This is a genomic window from Ciceribacter sichuanensis (assembly GCF_024055605.1).
GTDB classification, from domain to species: domain Bacteria; phylum Pseudomonadota; class Alphaproteobacteria; order Rhizobiales; family Rhizobiaceae; genus Allorhizobium; species Allorhizobium sichuanense.
This window is the reverse complement of record NZ_JAMXLX010000002.1, coordinates 839,423-857,314: the sequence shown is the minus strand read 5'-3', so window position 1 is coordinate 857,314 and position 17,892 is coordinate 839,423. Positions and strand designations below refer to the sequence as shown.

The 17,892-nt window shown below is 62.1% G+C and carries 14 protein-coding genes; 5 read left to right on the top strand and 9 right to left on the bottom strand.

The window, feature by feature from the left end; all coding sequences use genetic code 11:
- Nucleotides 1-2: 2 nt before the first annotated feature.
- The 4 genes from NBH21_RS10380 to NBH21_RS10365 form a co-directional block, all read right to left on the bottom strand.
- Nucleotides 3-1,322 (bottom strand): cytosine deaminase, encoded by a 1,320-nt coding sequence (locus tag NBH21_RS10380; protein ID WP_250915576.1) that lies wholly within the window; start codon nt 1,320-1,322, stop codon nt 3-5.
- Complete coding sequence (locus NBH21_RS10375; RefSeq protein WP_250915577.1) at nt 1,322-2,173, bottom strand: ABC transporter permease; 852 nt, start codon at nt 2,171-2,173, stop codon at nt 1,322-1,324. The genes NBH21_RS10380 and NBH21_RS10375 overlap by 1 nt, the downstream gene beginning before the upstream one ends.
- A complete protein-coding gene (locus NBH21_RS10370) occupies nt 2,173-3,015 on the bottom strand; it encodes an ABC transporter ATP-binding protein (protein WP_250915578.1) in 843 nt (280 codons plus the stop codon). Before NBH21_RS10370 ends, NBH21_RS10375 begins: the two co-directional genes overlap by 1 nt.
- A gap of 161 nt (nt 3,016-3,176) precedes the next feature.
- Complete coding sequence (locus NBH21_RS10365; RefSeq protein WP_250915579.1) at nt 3,177-4,193, bottom strand: ABC transporter substrate-binding protein; 1,017 nt, start codon at nt 4,191-4,193, stop codon at nt 3,177-3,179.
- A gap of 182 nt (nt 4,194-4,375) precedes the next feature.
- On the opposite strand from NBH21_RS10365, the gene NBH21_RS10360 reads away from it, so the two are divergent.
- Nucleotides 4,376-5,368, top strand: coding sequence for a LysR family transcriptional regulator (locus NBH21_RS10360; protein WP_250915580.1), 993 nt, complete (start codon nt 4,376-4,378; stop codon nt 5,366-5,368).
- On the opposite strand, the gene NBH21_RS10355 is transcribed toward NBH21_RS10360, so the two are convergent.
- Nucleotides 5,356-6,153: a creatininase family protein gene (locus tag NBH21_RS10355; protein ID WP_250915581.1), complete on the bottom strand. Its 798-nt coding sequence runs from the start codon at nt 6,151-6,153 to the stop codon at nt 5,356-5,358. The two genes, NBH21_RS10360 and NBH21_RS10355, sit on opposite strands and share 13 nt — an antisense overlap.
- Nucleotides 6,154-6,463: 310 nt before the next feature.
- Here NBH21_RS10355 and NBH21_RS10350 point away from each other — a divergent pair, with 310 nt between their 5' ends.
- Nucleotides 6,464-7,039 (top strand): transglutaminase-like cysteine peptidase, encoded by a 576-nt coding sequence (locus tag NBH21_RS10350; protein WP_250915582.1) that lies wholly within the window; start codon nt 6,464-6,466, stop codon nt 7,037-7,039.
- A gap of 106 nt (nt 7,040-7,145) precedes the next feature.
- On the opposite strand, the gene NBH21_RS10345 is transcribed toward NBH21_RS10350, so the two are convergent.
- On the bottom strand, nt 7,146-8,036 hold the full coding sequence (locus NBH21_RS10345; protein ID WP_250915583.1) for a DMT family transporter: 891 nt from the start codon (nt 8,034-8,036) through the stop codon (nt 7,146-7,148).
- Nucleotides 8,037-8,231: 195 nt separating this feature from the next.
- Here NBH21_RS10345 and NBH21_RS10340 point away from each other — a divergent pair, with 195 nt between their 5' ends.
- Both NBH21_RS10340 and NBH21_RS10335 read left to right on the top strand, forming a co-directional pair.
- A complete protein-coding gene (locus NBH21_RS10340; RefSeq protein ID WP_250915584.1) occupies nt 8,232-9,530 on the top strand; it encodes an adenylosuccinate synthase in 1,299 nt (432 codons plus the stop codon).
- A 63-nt stretch (nt 9,531-9,593) separates the two neighbouring features.
- Complete coding sequence (locus NBH21_RS10335; protein ID WP_250915585.1) at nt 9,594-11,996, top strand: hypothetical protein; 2,403 nt, start codon at nt 9,594-9,596, stop codon at nt 11,994-11,996.
- Nucleotides 11,997-12,084: 88 nt separating this feature from the next.
- Here the strand turns inward: NBH21_RS10335 and rpoH are convergent, their stop codons facing one another.
- Together rpoH and NBH21_RS10325 are read right to left on the bottom strand one after the other, a co-directional pair.
- Complete coding sequence (rpoH, locus tag NBH21_RS10330) at nt 12,085-12,987, bottom strand: RNA polymerase sigma factor RpoH (protein WP_250915586.1); 903 nt, start codon at nt 12,985-12,987, stop codon at nt 12,085-12,087.
- A gap of 169 nt (nt 12,988-13,156) precedes the next feature.
- Nucleotides 13,157-13,840, bottom strand: coding sequence for a helix-turn-helix transcriptional regulator (locus tag NBH21_RS10325; protein ID WP_250915587.1), 684 nt, complete (start codon nt 13,838-13,840; stop codon nt 13,157-13,159).
- Nucleotides 13,841-13,936: 96 nt separating this feature from the next.
- Here NBH21_RS10325 and NBH21_RS10320 point away from each other — a divergent pair, with 96 nt between their 5' ends.
- On the top strand, nt 13,937-14,809 hold the full coding sequence (locus NBH21_RS10320; RefSeq protein WP_250915588.1) for a DMT family transporter: 873 nt from the start codon (nt 13,937-13,939) through the stop codon (nt 14,807-14,809).
- 50 nt (nt 14,810-14,859) lie between these two features.
- Here NBH21_RS10320 and NBH21_RS10315 read toward each other — a convergent pair whose 3' ends face one another.
- Entirely contained in the window at nt 14,860-17,775 is a 2,916-nt protein-coding gene (locus NBH21_RS10315; RefSeq protein ID WP_250915589.1) for an autotransporter outer membrane beta-barrel domain-containing protein, read from the bottom strand.
- Nucleotides 17,776-17,892 lie beyond the last annotated feature (117 nt).

Below are 17,892 nucleotides of genomic sequence, written 5' to 3'. Positions count from 1 at the left end.
TCTCAGTCGGGATCACGCATCAGCGGGTCAAGGTCGCGATAATCCGGCAGGCTGCGGTCGATGCCCATGCCATTCCGCATCACGATGCGGTCGGCCTGCGGACGGGAAAGGAATTCACTCCAGCTACGGGCGCTGAAAAGTACGAGGTCAGCTGGAAGGCCGGCGGCGATGCGGCCCTTGTCCGGGCGGCCGAGAATGTCGGCCGGCGTACGCGTGACGACACGGGCCGACGTATCCAGCGGATGGTCGAGATGAATGATGCGGACCGCTTCGCGGAAGACCTCGACGGCGTCGAGATCGCCATAGGCGTAGAAGGGGTCGCGGGTGTTGTCGGAGGATACGGCGGTCGCGACACCGGCTGCCGTCAGTTCGTGAAACAGCGTCACGCCGCGATAGCGTGGCGTGAAGCCGTGGTGGCGGTCCTGCAGGTACATGTTGCACATGGGCAGTGAAACGACCGCGATGCCGGCTTCCGCTACCTTGTCGATGGTCTGCTTCGCGACGTCCTCGTCCTGACGGGCGAGCGAGCAGCAATGGCCGACGGTAACGGTGCCTTCGAAACGGTTCCGGAGCTTCGCCTCGGCGATGGCTTTCAGGGTGAGAACCTCCTTGTCCTGGGTCTCGTCGACATGGAGGTCGATGTCGAGGCCGTTGTCGGAGGCCGCGCGGAACAGGAGGTCAAGGCGCTGGTCGAGATCAGGCCACATCTGGGTCAGGCCGCCGATGAGGCCGCCATGGGTGACGATCGTGTCGATCAGGTCAGGGAAGTAGGCCTCGTCGGTGATCATGTCGAGCGGGAAAAGGGCGGCGGCCTGCAGGGCGATCCGATCCTTCCATTCCTCGCGCAGGTCGGCGAAGACCTCGAAGGAGATCCGGTGCTGGGGGGCGAGACTGTCGAGATGGGTGCGGATCAGACTGGTGCCGTGAGCATAGGCTGTCTTCAGCGAGAACTCCATGCGGGCGCGGACATCGTCCGCGTTCCAGCGGGCCTCACGGTCGGTGCGGACCGCATCCAGAGCGCCGGGAAAGTCTCCCGTCGGGTTCGGTCTGCGCTCCCAGATGTGCCCCTTGTCGAGGTGGGTGTGCATGTCGACGAAGCAGGGCCAGACCATGCTTCGGTTGAGATCCGCCTGCGGCAGTTCGGCCGGTGCCGTGCCCGCAGGCAGGATGGCTTCGATCCTGCCGCTTGAGATCATCAGATCGGCGCTGACCAGACCTTCGCGCGCGGGTGCTGCGAAGCCATCGACGGAAACGGCGGGGAGGGTGGCGTTCGTAAGGACGAAGCGATCGGCAACAGGCAAGCGGGGAGGATATGCGGGCATCAGTTTTCTCGCTTGAGGCTGCTTTCATGCCAGCGATGCAATGCCAGCCAGGAGATGAAGGAGGTGATGGCGAATATCAGGACGCCGAGGCAGGAGAGCAGGAAGAGGGCGGCAAACAGCCGCGGAATGTTGAGGCGATACTGGGCCTCGAGCAGGCGGAAGGCGAGGCCCGAACCGGCGCCGGCGGAACCCGCTGCAAATTCCGCGACGACCGCCGCGATCAGCGCCAGACCGCCGCCGATCCTGAGGCCCGTCATGAAATAGGGCAGGGAGGCAGGCAGCTTGAGATAAAGCAGCGTCTGCCAGCGGGAAGCGCCGTAGAGGTCGAACATGTTCAGCAGATTATGATCGACGCTCTTCAGGCCCTGAACCATGTTCGACAGGATCGGGAAGAAGGCGACGAGGAAGGCACAGATCAGCAGCGCCACCTGGGTCGATGGCGCATAGATCAGGATCAGCGGCGCAATCGCCACGATCGGGGTGACCTGCAGGATGACGGTGATCGGATAGAAGGCCGTCTCGATCCACTTCGACTGGACGAGGAAGACGGCGATGCCGACACCGCCGATCAGCGCCAGCCCCAGCGACGCCATGGTGATCTGGGTGGTGACCCAGAGGGCAGGCGCGAGGATCGCCCAGTCCTTGAACAGGGAGATGGCGACCGCGCCCGGGCTCGGCAGGATGTATTGCGGAACGCCGCTCACCATCACGCCGATCTGCCAGATGCCGATCAGCACTGCGACGACGAGGATGGGCACGAGGATGCGTAGCAGCGTCTCTCCGTGGCGGGCAAGGAAACCTGGGGCGGTTGCGGAAGGAGTCCCGGAAGGGCTGGCTGTCATGTCGGACATCAGTGCGCGTCCTCTCCGCCCATGGCTTCGAGAAGGGTTTCGGAAACTGTCTCGCAGGCCTGCCGGTATTCCTCGGAGGTGCGGTAATGCGCATCGCGTTCGAGGCTGGTCTTCAGCGGGAAATCGGCATGGACGCGGCCGGGGCGCGCCTTCATCACGACGATGCGGCTGGAAAGATAGGCGCTTTCGAACACCGAATGGGTCACGAAAATGACGGTGATGCCGGTCTCTTTCCAGAGACGCAGCACGTCGTCGTTGAGCTTCTGACGGGTGATTTCATCGAGCGCGGCGAAGGGCTCATCCATCAGCAGCAGCTTCGGCTTGGTGACCAGCGCGCGGGCGATAGAGACGCGCATCTTCATGCCGCCGGAGAGTTCGCGCGGATAGGCCTCGGCGAAGTCCTTGAGGCCTACTGTGGTGAGTGCCGCCATGATGTCGTCGCGGGCCGCAACCTTGGAGATGCCGCGCAGCTTGAGCGGCAGGTAGACATTGCCGAACACGGTCTGCCAGGGCATCAGTGTCGGTTCCTGGAAGACGAAGGAAATGTCGCCTTCCGGCAGGCCCCGGGAATTGATGCGCGAGCTCGGCCAGTCGATGGTGCCCTTCGACACGTCACCGAGGCCGGCTATGATGCGGAGCGCTGTCGACTTGCCGCAGCCGGAGGGGCCGAGCAGGCTCACGAATTCACCGCCGTTGACGGTGAGCGACATATCGGAAAGGGCGAGCGTTCCGCTGGAAAAGGTCTTCGATACCGCGTTCATGACAACGAGCGGCCGGCGTTGCTCGCGTGGGGCGCTGGCAGGAACGGGTGGCGTTGCCGTCGTGGCGTCGAAAGCAGTCATTGCGGGCCTTTGTCAGGTCTCGGATGGCGGAGCCTGAGGCTCCTTTACCCTCGGACGGAGAGGGGTGGTCCAAAAAAGGACGGGACGAGGGGAGGGAAAATCCCGGTTCCCCTCGTCACCTTTTGTCGTTCGATGCGTCCCGTTCAGGGCGCGTTCGAAACTTACTTCTTCAGCGAGACGCCGACGCTCTTGCAGACGAACTTCGTCGTATAGGACTTCTTGTAGTCGAGGTCGGCCGGCTCTACGCCGATCTGGACCATGGCGTCGAAGAATGCCTTGTACTTCTCGTCGGTCATGCAGCCGATGCCCTTGTCGAGGGCTTCGCCGGATTCAACGATGCCATATTCCTTCATCTTGGCGATGGAGAAGGCGATCTGGCCATCCGTCATTTCCGGATTGTCCTTCTTGATCAGGTCGTTGGCGGCCTTGTTGTCGCCGTAGAGGTAGTTGTACCAGCCCTCGACGGAAGCATCGACGAAGCGCTGGACGAGATCAGGCTTGCTTTCGACGAGATCGGCTTTGGTGGTGATCATTGTGGAGTAGGGGCTGAAGCCGTTGTCGGCGAGAAGGAAGACCTTCGGAGCCCAGCCGGCCTGCTTCTCGATTTCATAGGGCTCGGAGGTCAGATAGCCCTGCTGTGCCGACTTCGGATCGGCGATGAAAGGAGCCGGGTTGAAGGTGTAGGGTTTGTACTGCTCGTCCTTGAAGCCTTCGTAGTTTTTCTTCATCCACTCGAAATAGGTGACGTAGCCGTCCTTGCCCATGAAGATCGAGTCGAGCTTGGCGAGGTCTGCGAACTTTTCAATGCCCTGATCAGGATGGGCGAGAAGAACCTGCGGGTCCTTCTGGAAGATCGCGGCGACGTCGACCAGCGGAATGCCTTCCTTGACGGCGTCCATTTCGCCGAGCGGGCTGCCCATGTAGAAATCGACCTTGCCGGCGATCAGCAGGGCGCGGTTCGCAGCATTCGGGCCACCTTGAACGATGGTGACCTTAAGGCCGTATTTCTCGTAGGTGCCATCGGCAACGGCCTGGTAGAAACCGCCATGCTCTGCCTGAGCGAGCCAGTTGGTGCCGTAGCTGACTTCATCCAGCGCGTAAGCCTGACCGGTCACCGAAAACGCAGCGGAGAGGCCGAAAGAGAGCGCGAGAGCCTTTAGTTTCAAAGAGCTATGCATATTTATCTGTTCCCCTGTTAAACCTTGCGGCATCGTGAGACTGGCCGTTTTTGATATTTGAGCGATTGCCTTGCTCTTTGAAAAGCATCAAAATTCGTCCGCATTGATGCCTTTTTTGCACTGCATCAAAGATGACTGCACAAATAATGCTTTCTGAATAAATTTTGCGCAATGGTGGTTTCGTGCTGCATTCCCGAAAACTTCTCTACATCAACGAAATCGTGCGCTGCGGCTCCATCCGGAAGGCGGCGGCGCGGTTGAACGTGGCCTCTTCGGCGGTCAATCGCCAGATTCTTGCGCTGGAGGAAGAGATCGGCGCACCACTCTTCGAGCGCCTGCCGAGGGGCTTGCGGCTGACGGCCGCCGGGGAACTCTGCGTCGAGCACATCCGGGATGTGCTCAAGAATTACGAGCGGCTGGAGAGCCGTATCCGTGGGCTGAAGATGCCTCAGGCGGGCAAGGTCACGCTGGTGACGACGGTGGGGCTCGCTTCCGGTCCCCTGCCGCCGATCCTCGCGCGTTTCCTTGAAAGCCATCCGCGCGTGCGCATCAAACTCAGGAACGACAGCGGTTCCACCACCGTTAATCCGGTACTGACGGGGGAAGTGGATATCGGCCTCGGCTTCAACATTCCGGCGACGCCGGGCATCCGGACACTGGCCAATTTCGATGTGCCTGTTGGCGTCGTGCTGCCGCCTGCCCATCCGCTCGCACAGGAGGAAGGGCCGATCGATCTCGTGGACGTGGTGCAGGAAAAGCTGGTGCTGGCACAATCGGGAACCAGCTTGCGTAACATCATAGACCTTGCGCTGTCGCCGCTGCCGCTGCCGGTCGAGCCGCTGTTGGAGACCAACTCGTCGGAACTCATTAAGCAGCTGGTGAAGTGCGGCACGGGACTGACGCTTCTCAATCCGCTTGACGTGATCAGCGAATGCCGGGCCGGTGAACTGGTGTTCCGGCCGCTTTTCGAACAGCATGTCAGACATCAGCCGATGAGGCTTTTTGCCCGGGCGAGGGCGCCGCTCGATGCTGCGACCAGCCTTTTCGTCGAATATCTGATGCAGGAATTGCTGCTTCTGATCCAGGAACTGCGTTCCAAGGGGCATCTGCCGGCCGGTGAAAAACCGGCCGAGCGGTCAACGGATGCCGATAGCGCCGGGGATCAGCGCGAATAGAGGTTGGCGAGCGGATAGGCGACGAGATCGCGCAGAAGCTCGATGAAACCCTTTACCTGATGCTTGCAGATGAGTTCGCCCTTTTCGGCCGTGCCCTTCGAGGCATCGCCGACGACGCCGTTCGGGTTGAGGTCATGGGCGATCCATGCCAGCGAATGGGGCGGCAGCGGCGTCAGGAACTTCGAATTGGCGCGCATTTCCTCGGCGCGGGAGACGAAGTTCTCGGCCTTTTCCATGCGCACGAGTTCCGGCCGGAAATGCAGCATGAGGGAGGTCTCGACTTCGCCGCCATGGATGCCGTAGCGGCTTTCATGCTCGGAAATCATGCCTTCCGGATTGCCGAAACGGCCCCACTGGGTGGAGACAACTGCCATCTTGTGGCGGACGCGCAGCTCGCGGGCGACGATGCTCATCACATCGACATTGCCGCCATGGGAGTTGACGATCACCATCTTGCGGATACCGGCTTCGGCAACCTTGGTGCCGATCGCGGTCCATGCGGGGATCAGGATCTCGGGGCCGAAGGACAGCGTGCCGGGACCGTAGATGTGTTCATTCGCCTTGCCGATTTCCTGGGTCGGCAGAACGAGGAAATCGAGATCGTCGGGCCGCTGGTTGCGAAGCTCGGCCAGCATGCCGTTGGCAATGGCGACGTCGGTTGCGACCGGCAGGTGCGGGCCGTGCTGCTCGGTCGATGCGATCGGCAGGATGGCGACGGTCTTTTCCGGATCGAGGCCGGCGAAATCGCCCGTGTTCAGTTCGTTCCAGAAGAATGGCTTCGCCATGTCCGCACCCTCGCTGTTTCTCTACCCAATCGATTAGGAAATAATGCAGGCTGCGAAAAGCATCATATTGCGTGCAGGCTGATGCCTTAAATGTCGCGGCGGGCCGGATGCGGGCGCGCCGGCGAGAAGGGATGGCAACTGTCGCGGGGAGGGCGTCTGTCTCGATTCGAGAAAAAGACGCTATTCGCTAAAATTGTCGGCATCTGTTTAAGCGCACCGAAAAACACCCCGTGTAGGTTCAGTCACAAGGAAGCCGGAGGATTTGTTCCGGCCCGCCAAAACCAAGAGTTCTGAACGGGGACCTAAGGATATGCTGAAGAAACTCCTCGCAACGGCCGTCGTCGCCGCGACGGCATTCGTCCTGTCTGACCCGGCCCATGCATTCGGGCCAGGCGGCTTTGCCCGCAACCTCACCGATGCGCCGAACATGCGTCTCGTGATTTCCGGTGAGCGTCTGTCGTCGAGCGACGCGAAGCTGTGCGTCGATGCACAGGAGGGCTGCCAGGCCGTCGAGCGCCCTTACACCTTCGTGCTCACCTCGTATCGCGAGAGCCAGTTGAAGCGTGTCAATGCGACGGTCAATGCCTCGGTCCAGCTTATCAACGACCTCTACTCGTTCGGTCGTCGGGATGTTCTGAAGATTTCCGGGCCTGTCACCATCGGCTCTGACCTCGCCAGCGCCAAGCGCGCCATGCTGATCGCCATGGGCTGGTCGGCTGATGCGCTGACGGTTGCGAATGGCCGCACCACGGACGGCGAGCGCCGTGTCGTTCTGGTGGTCACCACCAATAGGGGTGACTACGCACTGGACGACCGCTCGAACGCCATCAAGAAGTGGAAGCGCGTCGAGATCCCGACCGCAAGCATTCGCCCGATGGGGCTCTAAATAATTCTTCAGGGCGGTAGGTTCCGCCCGGCTGAATGTTTCTGTCTGTACTGCCAAATTTGCCCTGATGGTGTGAACCACCGTCAGGGCCTTTTCTTTTTCGGCGTCAGGTCTTGCTCGCTGGCTTGCCCCATTCGGCGATGGCGATACCGCCCAGAACGAGGGCCAGGGCAAGAATATGGAACGGTTGGAGCGCTTCGCCGAGCAGGGCAAGCGAGAGAAGCGTTCCGAACACCGGAACCAGATTGATGAAGAGGCCGGCGCGATTGGCGCCGATGCCTTCCACTCCCTTGATGTAGAAGACTTGCGAGACCAGTGACGGCAACAGGCCGGCATAGGCGATGATTGCCCATCCCAGCGTATCGGGCAGGATCATTTCGCCGTTCGCCTGCTCCCAGAACATCAGGGGAAGGGCGGTCACTGCCGCACCGAGCGCCGGGCCGGCCATCAGGCTCTTCCAGTGCACCGGCGGCTTCCAGCGCAGCGCGATGGTGTAGATCGCATAGGCGAGGACGGCGAGCAGCAGCAGCCCGTCACCGTAATTCAGGGTGAGGTGCAGCAGCGACATCGGGTCGCCATGGCTTGCCGTCACCGCGACGCCGGCAAAGCTGATGGCAAAGCCGATGATCTGCACGAGGGAAACCGGGATGCGGAAGAGCACGAAGTTGAGGATAAAGATCAGGACCGGGATGCCGCCCTGTTCGATCGCGCCATTGACTGCGCTCGTATATTTGAGGGCAGTGTAGAGGAAACCGTTGAAGGCCGTGTAGCCCACCGCGCCATAGGCGAGCAACAGCAGCCAGTTCTTGCGCAGAAGCGGCCAGTCCTTCCTGATCTGCGGCACGGAAATGACGCAGATGACAATGACGGCGATCAGCCAGCGTGAGAAATTGAGAACCATAGGGCTGACATGGCCGACGGCCAGCTTGCCGACCATGGTGTTTCCGCCCCATAGAAGTGTCGCGACGGTGAGGAAAAAATAGGCCCGAAGAAGCAACTGCAACACCAGATGGAATAAGGAAAGGGGTTTCGCTCGACTGCAATTCGCCGTTTGGATAGGCGACGGGCGCTCACATGTCACGCAAAAAGCCAAATTGCTGATCACAAACGGGTCGATTTCCCAAAAACAACACAGTATAGATGCGCGGGTTTGGGTTAGGCGCAGGCCTTGTGCAATGAACAGGATTTGGAAATGACGAATGTCGTGGTTGTAGGGTCGCAGTGGGGAGACGAGGGTAAAGGCAAGATCGTCGACTGGCTTTCCGAGCGAGCCGATATCGTTGTCCGCTTTCAGGGCGGACATAATGCCGGACATACTCTGGTCATCGATGGCGTCAGCTACAAGCTGTCTCTTCTGCCGTCCGGCGTCGTGCGTCCGGGCAAGATGGCGGTTATCGGTAACGGCGTGGTCGTCGATCCGCATGCACTTCTGGCCGAGATCGAGCGCCTCAAGGTTCAGGGGGTTACCGTTACTCCCGAAAACCTGCGAATCGCCGAAAACGCGACACTGATCCTTTCCCTCCACCGCGAGCTGGACGGCATGCGCGAAGACGCCGCCTCCAACAGCGGCACCAAGATCGGCACGACCCGCCGCGGCATCGGCCCGGCCTATGAAGACAAGGTTGGCCGTCGCGCGATCCGCCTCATGGAACTCGCCGACATCGCCGCGCTCGAAGGCAAGGTCGACCGTCTGCTCTCGCACCACAACGCGCTTCGCCGCGGCTTCGGCGCTGCCGAAGTCGAGCACAAGACGATCATGGAGGAACTGACCTCCATCGCCGACCGCGTTCTGCCGTTCATGGATACCGTCTGGCAGTTGCTGGACAAGGAGCGCCGCAAGGGTTCGCGCATCCTGTTCGAAGGCGCCCAGGGTTCGCTGCTCGACATCGACCACGGTACCTATCCCTTCGTGACCTCGTCCAACACGGTCGCCGGCCAGGCTGCTGCCGGCTCCGGCATGGGCCCAGGGGCACTGGGTTATATCCTCGGCATCACCAAGGCCTATACAACTCGCGTCGGCGAAGGTCCGTTCCCGACCGAACTGACGGATGAAATCGGTCAGTTCCTCGGTGAGCGCGGCCATGAGTTCGGCACGGTTACGGGCCGCAAGCGCCGTTGCGGCTGGTTCGATGCGGCACTGGTGCGCCAGTCGGTCGCCACCAACGGCATCACCGGCATAGCGCTGACCAAGCTCGACGTTCTCGACGGTCTCGATGAACTCAAGATTTGCGTCGGCTACAAGCTGGATGGGCAGGAAATCGACTACCTTCCGGCATCGCAGGCAGCCCAGGCTCGCGTTGAGCCGATCTACATCACGCTCGAAGGCTGGAAGGAATCGACGGTCGGTGCGCGCAAGTGGGCGGACCTGCCGGCACAGGCGATCAAGTACGTCCGACAGGTCGAAGAACTGATCGGCGCGCCGGTCGCTCTGCTTTCGACCAGCCCGGAGCGTGACGACACCATACTTGTGACCGATCCGTTTGAGGATTAATGATAGAAATCGTTAACGTTTTGTCGGTCGGAATCACTCCGGCGACCAAGAGAAAAATTGCTGATGGCTGACTTTATCGCAGTTATTCGGCGGGCCGTGGACGGACTGTCGAACAATACCCCTGAGATGCGTGCGAAGGTCTATGACAAGGCTCGCAGTGCCGTATTGCGGCAGCTCGAGAACATGTCGCCGCGCCCGCCCGAAGAGATGCTGCGCCGTCAACTCGACAAGCTCGAGGTTGCCATCAACGAAGTCGAGGCCGAGCACGCCGAGGCACTTCCGGAAGTTGAAGAGCTTCCGGAAGAGGTTTCGCCCGAGCCGGTCGCGGCATCCTGGGAAGATCATGTTCCCGGTGTTTCCGAGCCCGCGCCCGCTCCAGCCTACAAGACCGAGGAAGAGCCTGAACCGGTCCATGAACCGGAACAGGCCTACCAACCGGAGCAGGCCTACGAGCCGGAACCGGAAGAAGCCGCAGAGCCTGAAGAGGCTGCTCGTCCCGAATACGAAGACGAGCCTCATGTTGCTGCTGTAGCTCCTGCGTCCACACAGGTCGCATGGGCCGAGGAGCCGGTCTCGGCTGCCGCTGACGAGACCTATCGCGAGCACGAAGAAGAATATGTCGAGCCTGCTCGCGCCGCTCCGGCGCTAGAATACGAAGAGGTCGAAGACCCCTGGCAGGACGCTGAGCCGGAAACGCCGGTTTATCAGCCGCCTGTAAGCCCCGAACCGGAGGCCGTCGCGCCTGTCGCACCCGCGGTTGAGCCTGTGTCCGTCGAGGCTCCGCATGCGGAAGAGGTTTTCCCGACATGGGAAGAGGAGCCGGTCCACCGCTACGAGGAAGAGCGGGTCGAGTCCGTGCAGCCGGCGGCCCGTCAGGCTGCTCCGATGACCGATGAGGCCGAGGAATGGCTTTCGCCGGCCCGGTCCGATTTTACCGCCAAACCTGCTCCCGCTTCCGAACCTGTTGCCTATGAGCCCTGGGATTTCCCGGAGGATACGCCGGTTCATTCCGTTCCGATCGAGGATATCGCACCCGTGGTTCGTCACGAGGGGGGCACTCCGACGGCGTCCGAACAGCGGCGCGACCTTGATTTCGGTGGTTTCGCGCCGGCAGCTCCGGTGGCGCGCGCCGAGCCTGCTGCGACGGAAGTTCCCGACCTTCTCGAGTGGAATGTCGATGAATACCGTTCTCCGGCGGCGCCTGCGCAGACCGCGGCTGCCGCCGCGGCCGCTCCCAAGCAGACAGATGATTTCTCGGACTGGTTTGCCGATGTCGGCGACCTGAAGTCGAAGGAGCCTCAACCGGTAGCAGCCGGCGGAAATGGTGGTCGACCGGCGGCTCCCGTAGCGCCTGTGGCTGCGTCCGATGAGGAAGTCGACGCTTTCCTCGAAAGCGCCCAGCAGTCGGCCTATCGCAAGGAGACCAAGCCGCGCCGCAACTTCGCTCCGATTGTGCTTGGTGCACTCGGCGTGCTGCTTCTGGCCGGCGGCGGCTTCGCTGCATGGACTTATCGCACGTCGATGACGGAATTCATCAACGGCCTGACGGGCTCCGAGCCGCCGTTTGTCGCCGGACAGCCGGCGACAACGGACGGGCAGGCGGAACAGCCGGCAACCGAAACTCCGCCGGTTACGGATGGCACGGCCACTAAGCCGGCGACGCCGCCGGAAGAAGGGGCAGTCGAGGGGCAGAAGTTCACCCAGCGTCTCATGGCTGATGGTTCGGAAGTCGATCAAGGCGCGGGAACGGCCGCTGCCGCCGGTGCAGACGCTGAGGGCAAGTCGGTTTCGCAGCAGAATGTCGCCTCGACCGTCGAGCCGACGGATCAACCGCCGGTCGGCACCAATGCCGGTACGCCTGTCGCTCCCGCTACCACGACGCCTCCGGCTGCTGCCGGTGCCGGCACGGCTGCCGGCGAAAAGGCATTCCTCTATGAGGAGAAGCTCGGCCAGACCACTCCGGTCGCGGTGGCCGGCACCGTTGCCTGGACTGCCGTTCGCGAGACCGGCGACGACGGCAAGCCCAATCCGGAAATCCAGGGCAAGATCACCATTCCGGAACGCGGCATGACCGCGCTGCTAACCATCAAGCGCAACACCGACAACTCACTGCCGGCAAGCCACATCATCGAAGTCGTCTTCTCGATCCCGCCGGATTTCGAGGGCGGAGCGGTGGACAACCTGCAGCGCATCGCGATGAAGCGCACAGAGCAGGATCGGGGCGATCAGCTCGTCGCAGTCTCGGCACAGGTAACGGAAGATACCTATCTCGTGGCGCTCAACGACTTCGAGGACGTCATCAAGAAGAACCTGGAACTCCTGTCCACGCGCAGCTGGATCGACATGCCGATCACCTACCGCAACGGCCGCCGCGCCTTGCTGACGCTCGACAAGGGTGCTGCCGGAACGGCGGTGTTCGATGCCGTGCTGAAGGAATGGGGGGCGCTGGGATCGGCCGGCAACTGATCCGGCCCCCTGTACGTCTTGCAACAAATGAAAAACCCGGGTGCCTCGCGGCCCCGGGTTTTCTCGTTTTATTCGTTTCTCAGCGGGTTCAGGCTTCGACGACGCGGAGCTGGGAGGCGCGTTCCAGCGCCTCCTTCTGGACGGCCTCCTGCACCTTTTCGAAGGCGCGAACCTCGATCTGGCGTACGCGCTCGCGGCTGATGTCGAATTCGGAGGACAACTCCTCGAGGGTCACCGGATCTTCGGCGAGGCGGCGGGCCTCGAAGATGCGGCGTTCGCGTTCGTTCAAGACGCTCATGGCGCGGGCCAGCATGCGGCGGCGGGTTTCCAGCTCGTCCTGCTCGATCAGCACTTCTTCCTGGCTGTCGTGATCATCCACCAGCCAGTCCTGCCACTGGCCGGATTCGCCTTCGGTGGCGCGGATCGGGGCGTTCAGCGAGGCGTCGCCGGAGAGGCGACGGTTCATCGAGATGACTTCCTCCTCCGAAACGTTGAGCTTGGTAGCGATTTCCGCCACCTGCTCAGGCTTCAGATCGCCTTCCTCTATTGCCTGGATCTTGCCCTTCAGCCTGCGAAGATTGAAGAACAGCCGCTTCTGGTTCGCGGTGGTGCCCATCTTCACGAGCGACCACGAGCGCAGGATGTATTCCTGGATCGAGGCCTTGATCCACCACATGGCATAGGTTGCCAGACGGAAGCCGCGTTCCGGGTCGAACTTCTTGACGGCCTGCATCAGGCCGACATTGCCCTCGGACACGACTTCGCCGATCGGCAGGCCGTAGCCGCGATAACCCATGGCGATCTTGGCGACGAGGCGCAAATGGCTGGTAACGAGCTTGTGGGCTGCATCGCGGTCGCCGTGTTCGGCATAGCGCTTCGCGAGCATGTATTCCTGCTGCGGTTCCAGCATCGGGAACTTGCGGATCTCATCAAGATAACGATTGAGGCCGGCTTCACCGGCGGTAATGGTAGGCAGAGTATTGCGGGCCATAAAGCACCCCCTTTTCCAAGTGTGGCTCCCCTTCATCCCTGGGCGAGCCGGATCTCCGTGGATTTCCAAAACCCCACAGAAACCCACGTAACAGATAAGTGCGGCCAAACGGTGTTTCAAGCGATCACGGACGCGTTATGACATTACGTTTTGTTAATGTCCGGAGCGCTCAGTAATCGAACAGTTTGCGGTTCTCGCGCCATGTCTTGCGGAGTTTATCCCCGTCGCGAAAACCTTCTTCCAGAAGGCGGCAGCACTCGATCCTGTCATGCCTGAAGTGACGGAAATCCTGCCGCATTTCGCACCATGCCGCAAGGTGTATGCCATCGACATAATAGACTAGGCCGAGCGGGCGTATCGTTCTTTCCGTCTCCCGGTTTTCCGCGTCGCGATAGGTGAGCCGCAGCTTGCGTTCCTCGCGGATGGCGCGGCGCATGGTGGCGAGGTCAGCCTTCGGCTGGGGTATCTCGTGCCATCGGGAGACGTAAAGCGGCATGGCGTCGATGCCTGTCGTGTCGCAGGGCAGGACGTCGCCGATCTTGGCGGCGGCGCTGCGACCGGCGGCTTCCAGGCTGCTGTCGCCGGTGCGAGCGACGAGCGACAGGCCGACGGCGATCGCCTCGATCTCTTCAGGGGAAAACATCAGCGGCGGCAGGTCGTAACCCCGGCGCATGACATAGCCGACACCGGCGGCCCCCTCGATCGGCACGCGGGAGGCCTGCAGGGCGGCGATGTCGCGGTAGACGGTGCGCTTCGTTACCTCCAGCCGTAAAGCGATCGCCTCGGCGGTCAGCGGGGTCGGCGATGCGCGCAGCATCTGGATGATGTCGAACATGCGGCTCGGCTGCACCATCGCCGTCTCCCGGCCCTTCGGCCTCTGCTGACAAGAAGCTGTCAGCAGTATTCTGCTACAACTGGCGTCTCTTTCCAATCCGTCGAGACCTCTCCCATGCAGATGCCATCCTATCTTGTCGGCCTCATCAGCGTCTCGGTTGCGACCATCGCGCTCAGCACCGCGGGGCTGATGACGCGGCTGATCGACATGGACAGCGCGACGCTGCTCTTCTGGCGAGGAACGATCAGCGGCGTCTTCCTGCTCGTTTGCTTGATCGTGGTCAGGGGGAGGAGCGTCTATCGCGATTTCGCGAGCCTTGGGCTCTCTGGGCTTGCCATCTGCGTGGCATCGGCCGTCAGCGCCTCGTTCTTCATCGCGGCTCTGCACGAGACGACGGTTGCCCATGTCGCCATCATCTTCGCGACCTGTCCCTTCGCTGCTGCCGGTCTGGGCTTCTTGATGCTCGGAGAGAGGCCGGGGCGGGGCGCGCTTGCCGCAAGCGGCATCGCTCTCACCGGTGTCGTGCTGATGATCGGGCAGGGAGGAGAAGGTTCGATCTTCGGCGATCTCTTGGCATTTGCCATGACGTTCACCATCGCGCTCTGGACTGTTCTCGTGCGCCGCTATCCGGACAAGCCGGTGCTTGCCTGCTCGGTGCTGTCAACATTGCTGAGTGCTGCCTTTGCCGCGCCCTTCGCTGCTCCGCTTGCCACGTCCAGTGAGGATCTCATGGTGGTCCTGCTCTTCGCCATCTTCGGCTTTTCACTCGGGGTGGTGCTGCTGATTGTCGGTTCGCGCCTGCTGCCGCCCGTGGAGGCGGCGCTGATCGGGGCGATGGATGCGCCGCTGGCACCGCTCTGGGTGTGGTTGTTTGTCGGGGAAGTGCCTTCCGGTCCGACCATGGTCGGAGGCAGCGTAGTGCTTGCAGCGGTCGGGTTGCATGTTGTCGCGACGACCAGGCAGAACATGCGGGCGCGGACCGCCTGAAGGCTCTGGCCGTGATGTATCGGCATCGGAGTTGAGGTTAGGCGATCTTCCTAGAAATCGACCCTGAGATTGGCTTTGGCCGCGTGGGATGTCGAGCCGGAACCGAACTCGCCGGAATAGGTCAGGTTCAGCCTCGCGCTTTTCGTGAGCGCGACGGTGATGCCTGCCTCGGCCACCATGGCGTCGCGCGGGATCGTCACGCCTTCGATCAGGAAGGGGCTGCCGCCGGCAAATGCGAAGTTGGTCGATGGGGTGAGGTCGCCGAAGGCATGACGCCAGCCGAGCATGCCGGAAACCATGAACGGTATTTCACCGGCCGCAAGGTCGGCCGACCATCGCAGGCCGAGCGTGGACAGGGTTATATCGTCGGTGGCGCCGGCTGCTGAAAGCGCTGCTGCACCGCCGTCTTCCCGGAACCCGTTGGTTTTCAGGTTGAGGTAGGCGATATTGGCGAAGGGTTGCAACGTCATTTCGTCCAGCTTCGTTGTCCAGGAGATATCGGCGAATGCCTGCGCCATGGCGCTGCGGTAATCCGCCGTCAGCCTGTCCTCGAAATTGCTGAAGGAGACATCTCTCGCTGTCGATACTTCATTCACCGAGTAGATGGTGCCCGCCGTGAGGCCGAGCGGGCCATAGGTGCTGCCGGCATAGAGGCCGAGGTGATAGGTGTCGAAGTCCGCCAGGCGACCAAGGCTCGTGCGGCCGTAACCGAGCATGCCGCCGACGCGCCATTCGTCCGACACCGCCGCATCGGCGCCGACGAAAAGGCCGGCGGTCCTGCCATCGATCCCGGCGGCGTTGCCGTCTCCCTCAAGCCGGCTCGAAGTGCCGTATCCCGCCGTCCAGATGTTCAGATCTTCCGCTGCGCCGGAAAGCGAGGCATGCACGGCACTCATCCGGTCGAGGATCGCCTCGCGCGGAATACGACCGTCCTGGAGTATCCGGCTCCTCAGCGAGGCATGATCCTTGCCGCTCAACTGCGAGAAGGCATCGGTGGCCGTTGCAGCGTTCACGGAAACGACGGCGAGGTAGAGAGAATTCGACGCGCCGAGCGCTTCAACCGCGCCCGCTGTCGAGCGTCCGTTGGCAGTCGAGGCGACATCAGCGAAGGCCACGTCGTTGCGGTCGAGGCTGAGATCGATATCGGCCCCGCTGTAGGTCAGCACCGGTGTCAGGAAGGCGAAGTCGCTCGTGACGCTGTCGAAACTGCCGGTGATGCCGGAGGCGGCGGTGATGATCGTATAGTCGATGCCGGGCGTATAGCTGCCGGTGCCGGCAATGAGCTCCAGCGCGCCGCCGATGACCACTGCGCCGGAGACATCGACGCTGTCGGAATCGCCGCCCGCATCGATGTCGACCTGAAAGGTCGAGCCGGCCACGAAGGTCAGGTTGCCATTGACGGAGATCGTCTGCATGCCGGGACCGGGGGAAAGCGTGCCTCCGGAATAGATGGTGAGATCCGCCGTTGTGCCGCTTCCGGAGAGGATGCCGCCATCATAGACCCCGACGGCGCCGAGTACCGTGCCGTCGTTGGTGAGCGTGCCGCCCGCAACGTCTGCCGTGCCGCTGACGGTGCCGGTGTTGGAGAAGAGGCCGTCCGTGTTGGTCAGCGATGCGATGGTTCCGTCGTTGGAGCCGGTGCCGGCATTGGTGACCGCATCCGCGACCGCGCCGCTATTATTGACGAAGGTGCCATTCGCTCCGATGTCGACGTCGGCAAGCGTGGCGTTGTTGACGACTGTGCCGCCGGTAACGGTCGTCGTCCCGGTGACTGCGCCGCCGGAATTGTTGGTGAAGGTGCCGCCGGTGTTTTCGACCGAGGCGATGGTGCCGGCATTGCTGGTGTTGCCGGCATTGGTGACATTACCCGCCGTCGCGCCGGTGTTGTTGACCAGCGTCGCGCCTGCGGCAACATCGGCATCGGTGATGACGAAGTTGTTGGTGACCGTTCCGCCCGTCACCGTCGTGTCACCGCTGATGGTCCCGCCGAAATTGTTGGTGAACGTGCCGCCAGTGTTGGTCAGCGAGGCAATGTCGCCGGCATTGGACGATGTCCCGGCATTGCTGACATCGCCGGCCGTCGAGCCGGTCGTATTGGTGAAGGTGCCGCCGGTTGCGACATCGACGTTGCCGAGTGTGCCGTCATTGGTGACGGTGCCGCCCGCCACCGTGGTCCGGCCCGTAACGGTGCCGTCGGAATTGTTGGTGAAGATGCCCGCAGTATTCTCGACGGAGGCGATCGTTCCCGAATTCGAGAGGGTGCCGGCATTGGTGACGTTCTCGGCGGTGGCGCCGAGGTTGTTGACCAGCGTCGCGCCTGCGGCAACATCGGCATCGGTGATAACGAAGTTGTTGGTGACCGTTCCGCCCGTCACCGTCGTGTCGCCTGTTACGGTGCCGCCGGAATTGTTGATGAAGGTGCCGGCGGTGTTGGTCAGTGAGGCGATGGTGCCGGCGTTGGAGGTCGCTCCGGCATTCGTGACGTCTCCGGCTGTCGCGCCTGTGTTGTTGACGAAGGTTCCGCTCGCGGACACATCGACATCGCCGACATCCCCGTTGTTCGTCAGCGCCGTCGTGGCTCCGACCGCTGCACTGCCGAGCGTGCCGTTGACGGTGACGTTGCCGCTATTGAACGTCAGCTCGCCGTTGAGATCACCATCGATGGAGAGGCCGCCGCCATTCATCTCGACGTTGGAATTGAGCACGCCGCCGGCATTGATGCTGATCGTGCCGGAACTGAGCGTTGTGCCGCCGGTGGCGGTCAGTTCGCCCGTGTTGGTGACGGTGATGTTGCCGCCGCTGACGTCGAGACCGGTGATGACGAAGTTGCCGGTCACCTGCGGCGAGCCGGTAGCAACGGTCGCGCCATCGCCGGCGCCGGGTGCTGAGGGGTTCCAGTTGGCGTCGTTGGAGAATTCGTTATCGGAAGCACCGGTCCAGACCGACTGCGCGAGCGCAGGCTGCACAATGGACACCGAGACCATTGCGGTGAAAAGCCCGAGGTGCCGGGAATATGCCGAGAGCCGTCGTTTCCTCATGATGCCCGATGCTAGCGAGGCCGCCGCAGATGCGGGTTCGCTAAC

Coding starts and splice junctions, on each gene's coding strand:
- NBH21_RS10380 (WP_250915576.1), bottom strand. CDS start 1,322: ATGCCCGCATATCCTCCCCGCTTGCCTGTTGCCGATCGCTTCGTCCTT.
- NBH21_RS10375 (WP_250915577.1), bottom strand. CDS start 2,173: ATGTCCGACATGACAGCCAGCCCTTCCGGGACTCCTTCCGCAACCGCC.
- NBH21_RS10370 (WP_250915578.1), bottom strand. CDS start 3,015: ATGACTGCTTTCGACGCCACGACGGCAACGCCACCCGTTCCTGCCAGC.
- NBH21_RS10365 (WP_250915579.1), bottom strand. CDS start 4,193: ATGCATAGCTCTTTGAAACTAAAGGCTCTCGCGCTCTCTTTCGGCCTC.
- NBH21_RS10355 (WP_250915581.1), bottom strand. CDS start 6,153: ATGGCGAAGCCATTCTTCTGGAACGAACTGAACACGGGCGATTTCGCC.
- NBH21_RS10350 (WP_250915582.1), top strand. CDS start 6,464: ATGCTGAAGAAACTCCTCGCAACGGCCGTCGTCGCCGCGACGGCATTC.
- NBH21_RS10340 (WP_250915584.1), top strand. CDS start 8,232: ATGACGAATGTCGTGGTTGTAGGGTCGCAGTGGGGAGACGAGGGTAAA.
- NBH21_RS10335 (WP_250915585.1), top strand. CDS start 9,594: ATGGCTGACTTTATCGCAGTTATTCGGCGGGCCGTGGACGGACTGTCG.
- rpoH (WP_250915586.1), bottom strand. CDS start 12,987: ATGGCCCGCAATACTCTGCCTACCATTACCGCCGGTGAAGCCGGCCTC.
- NBH21_RS10325 (WP_250915587.1), bottom strand. CDS start 13,840: ATGGTGCAGCCGAGCCGCATGTTCGACATCATCCAGATGCTGCGCGCA.
- NBH21_RS10320 (WP_250915588.1), top strand. CDS start 13,937: ATGCAGATGCCATCCTATCTTGTCGGCCTCATCAGCGTCTCGGTTGCG.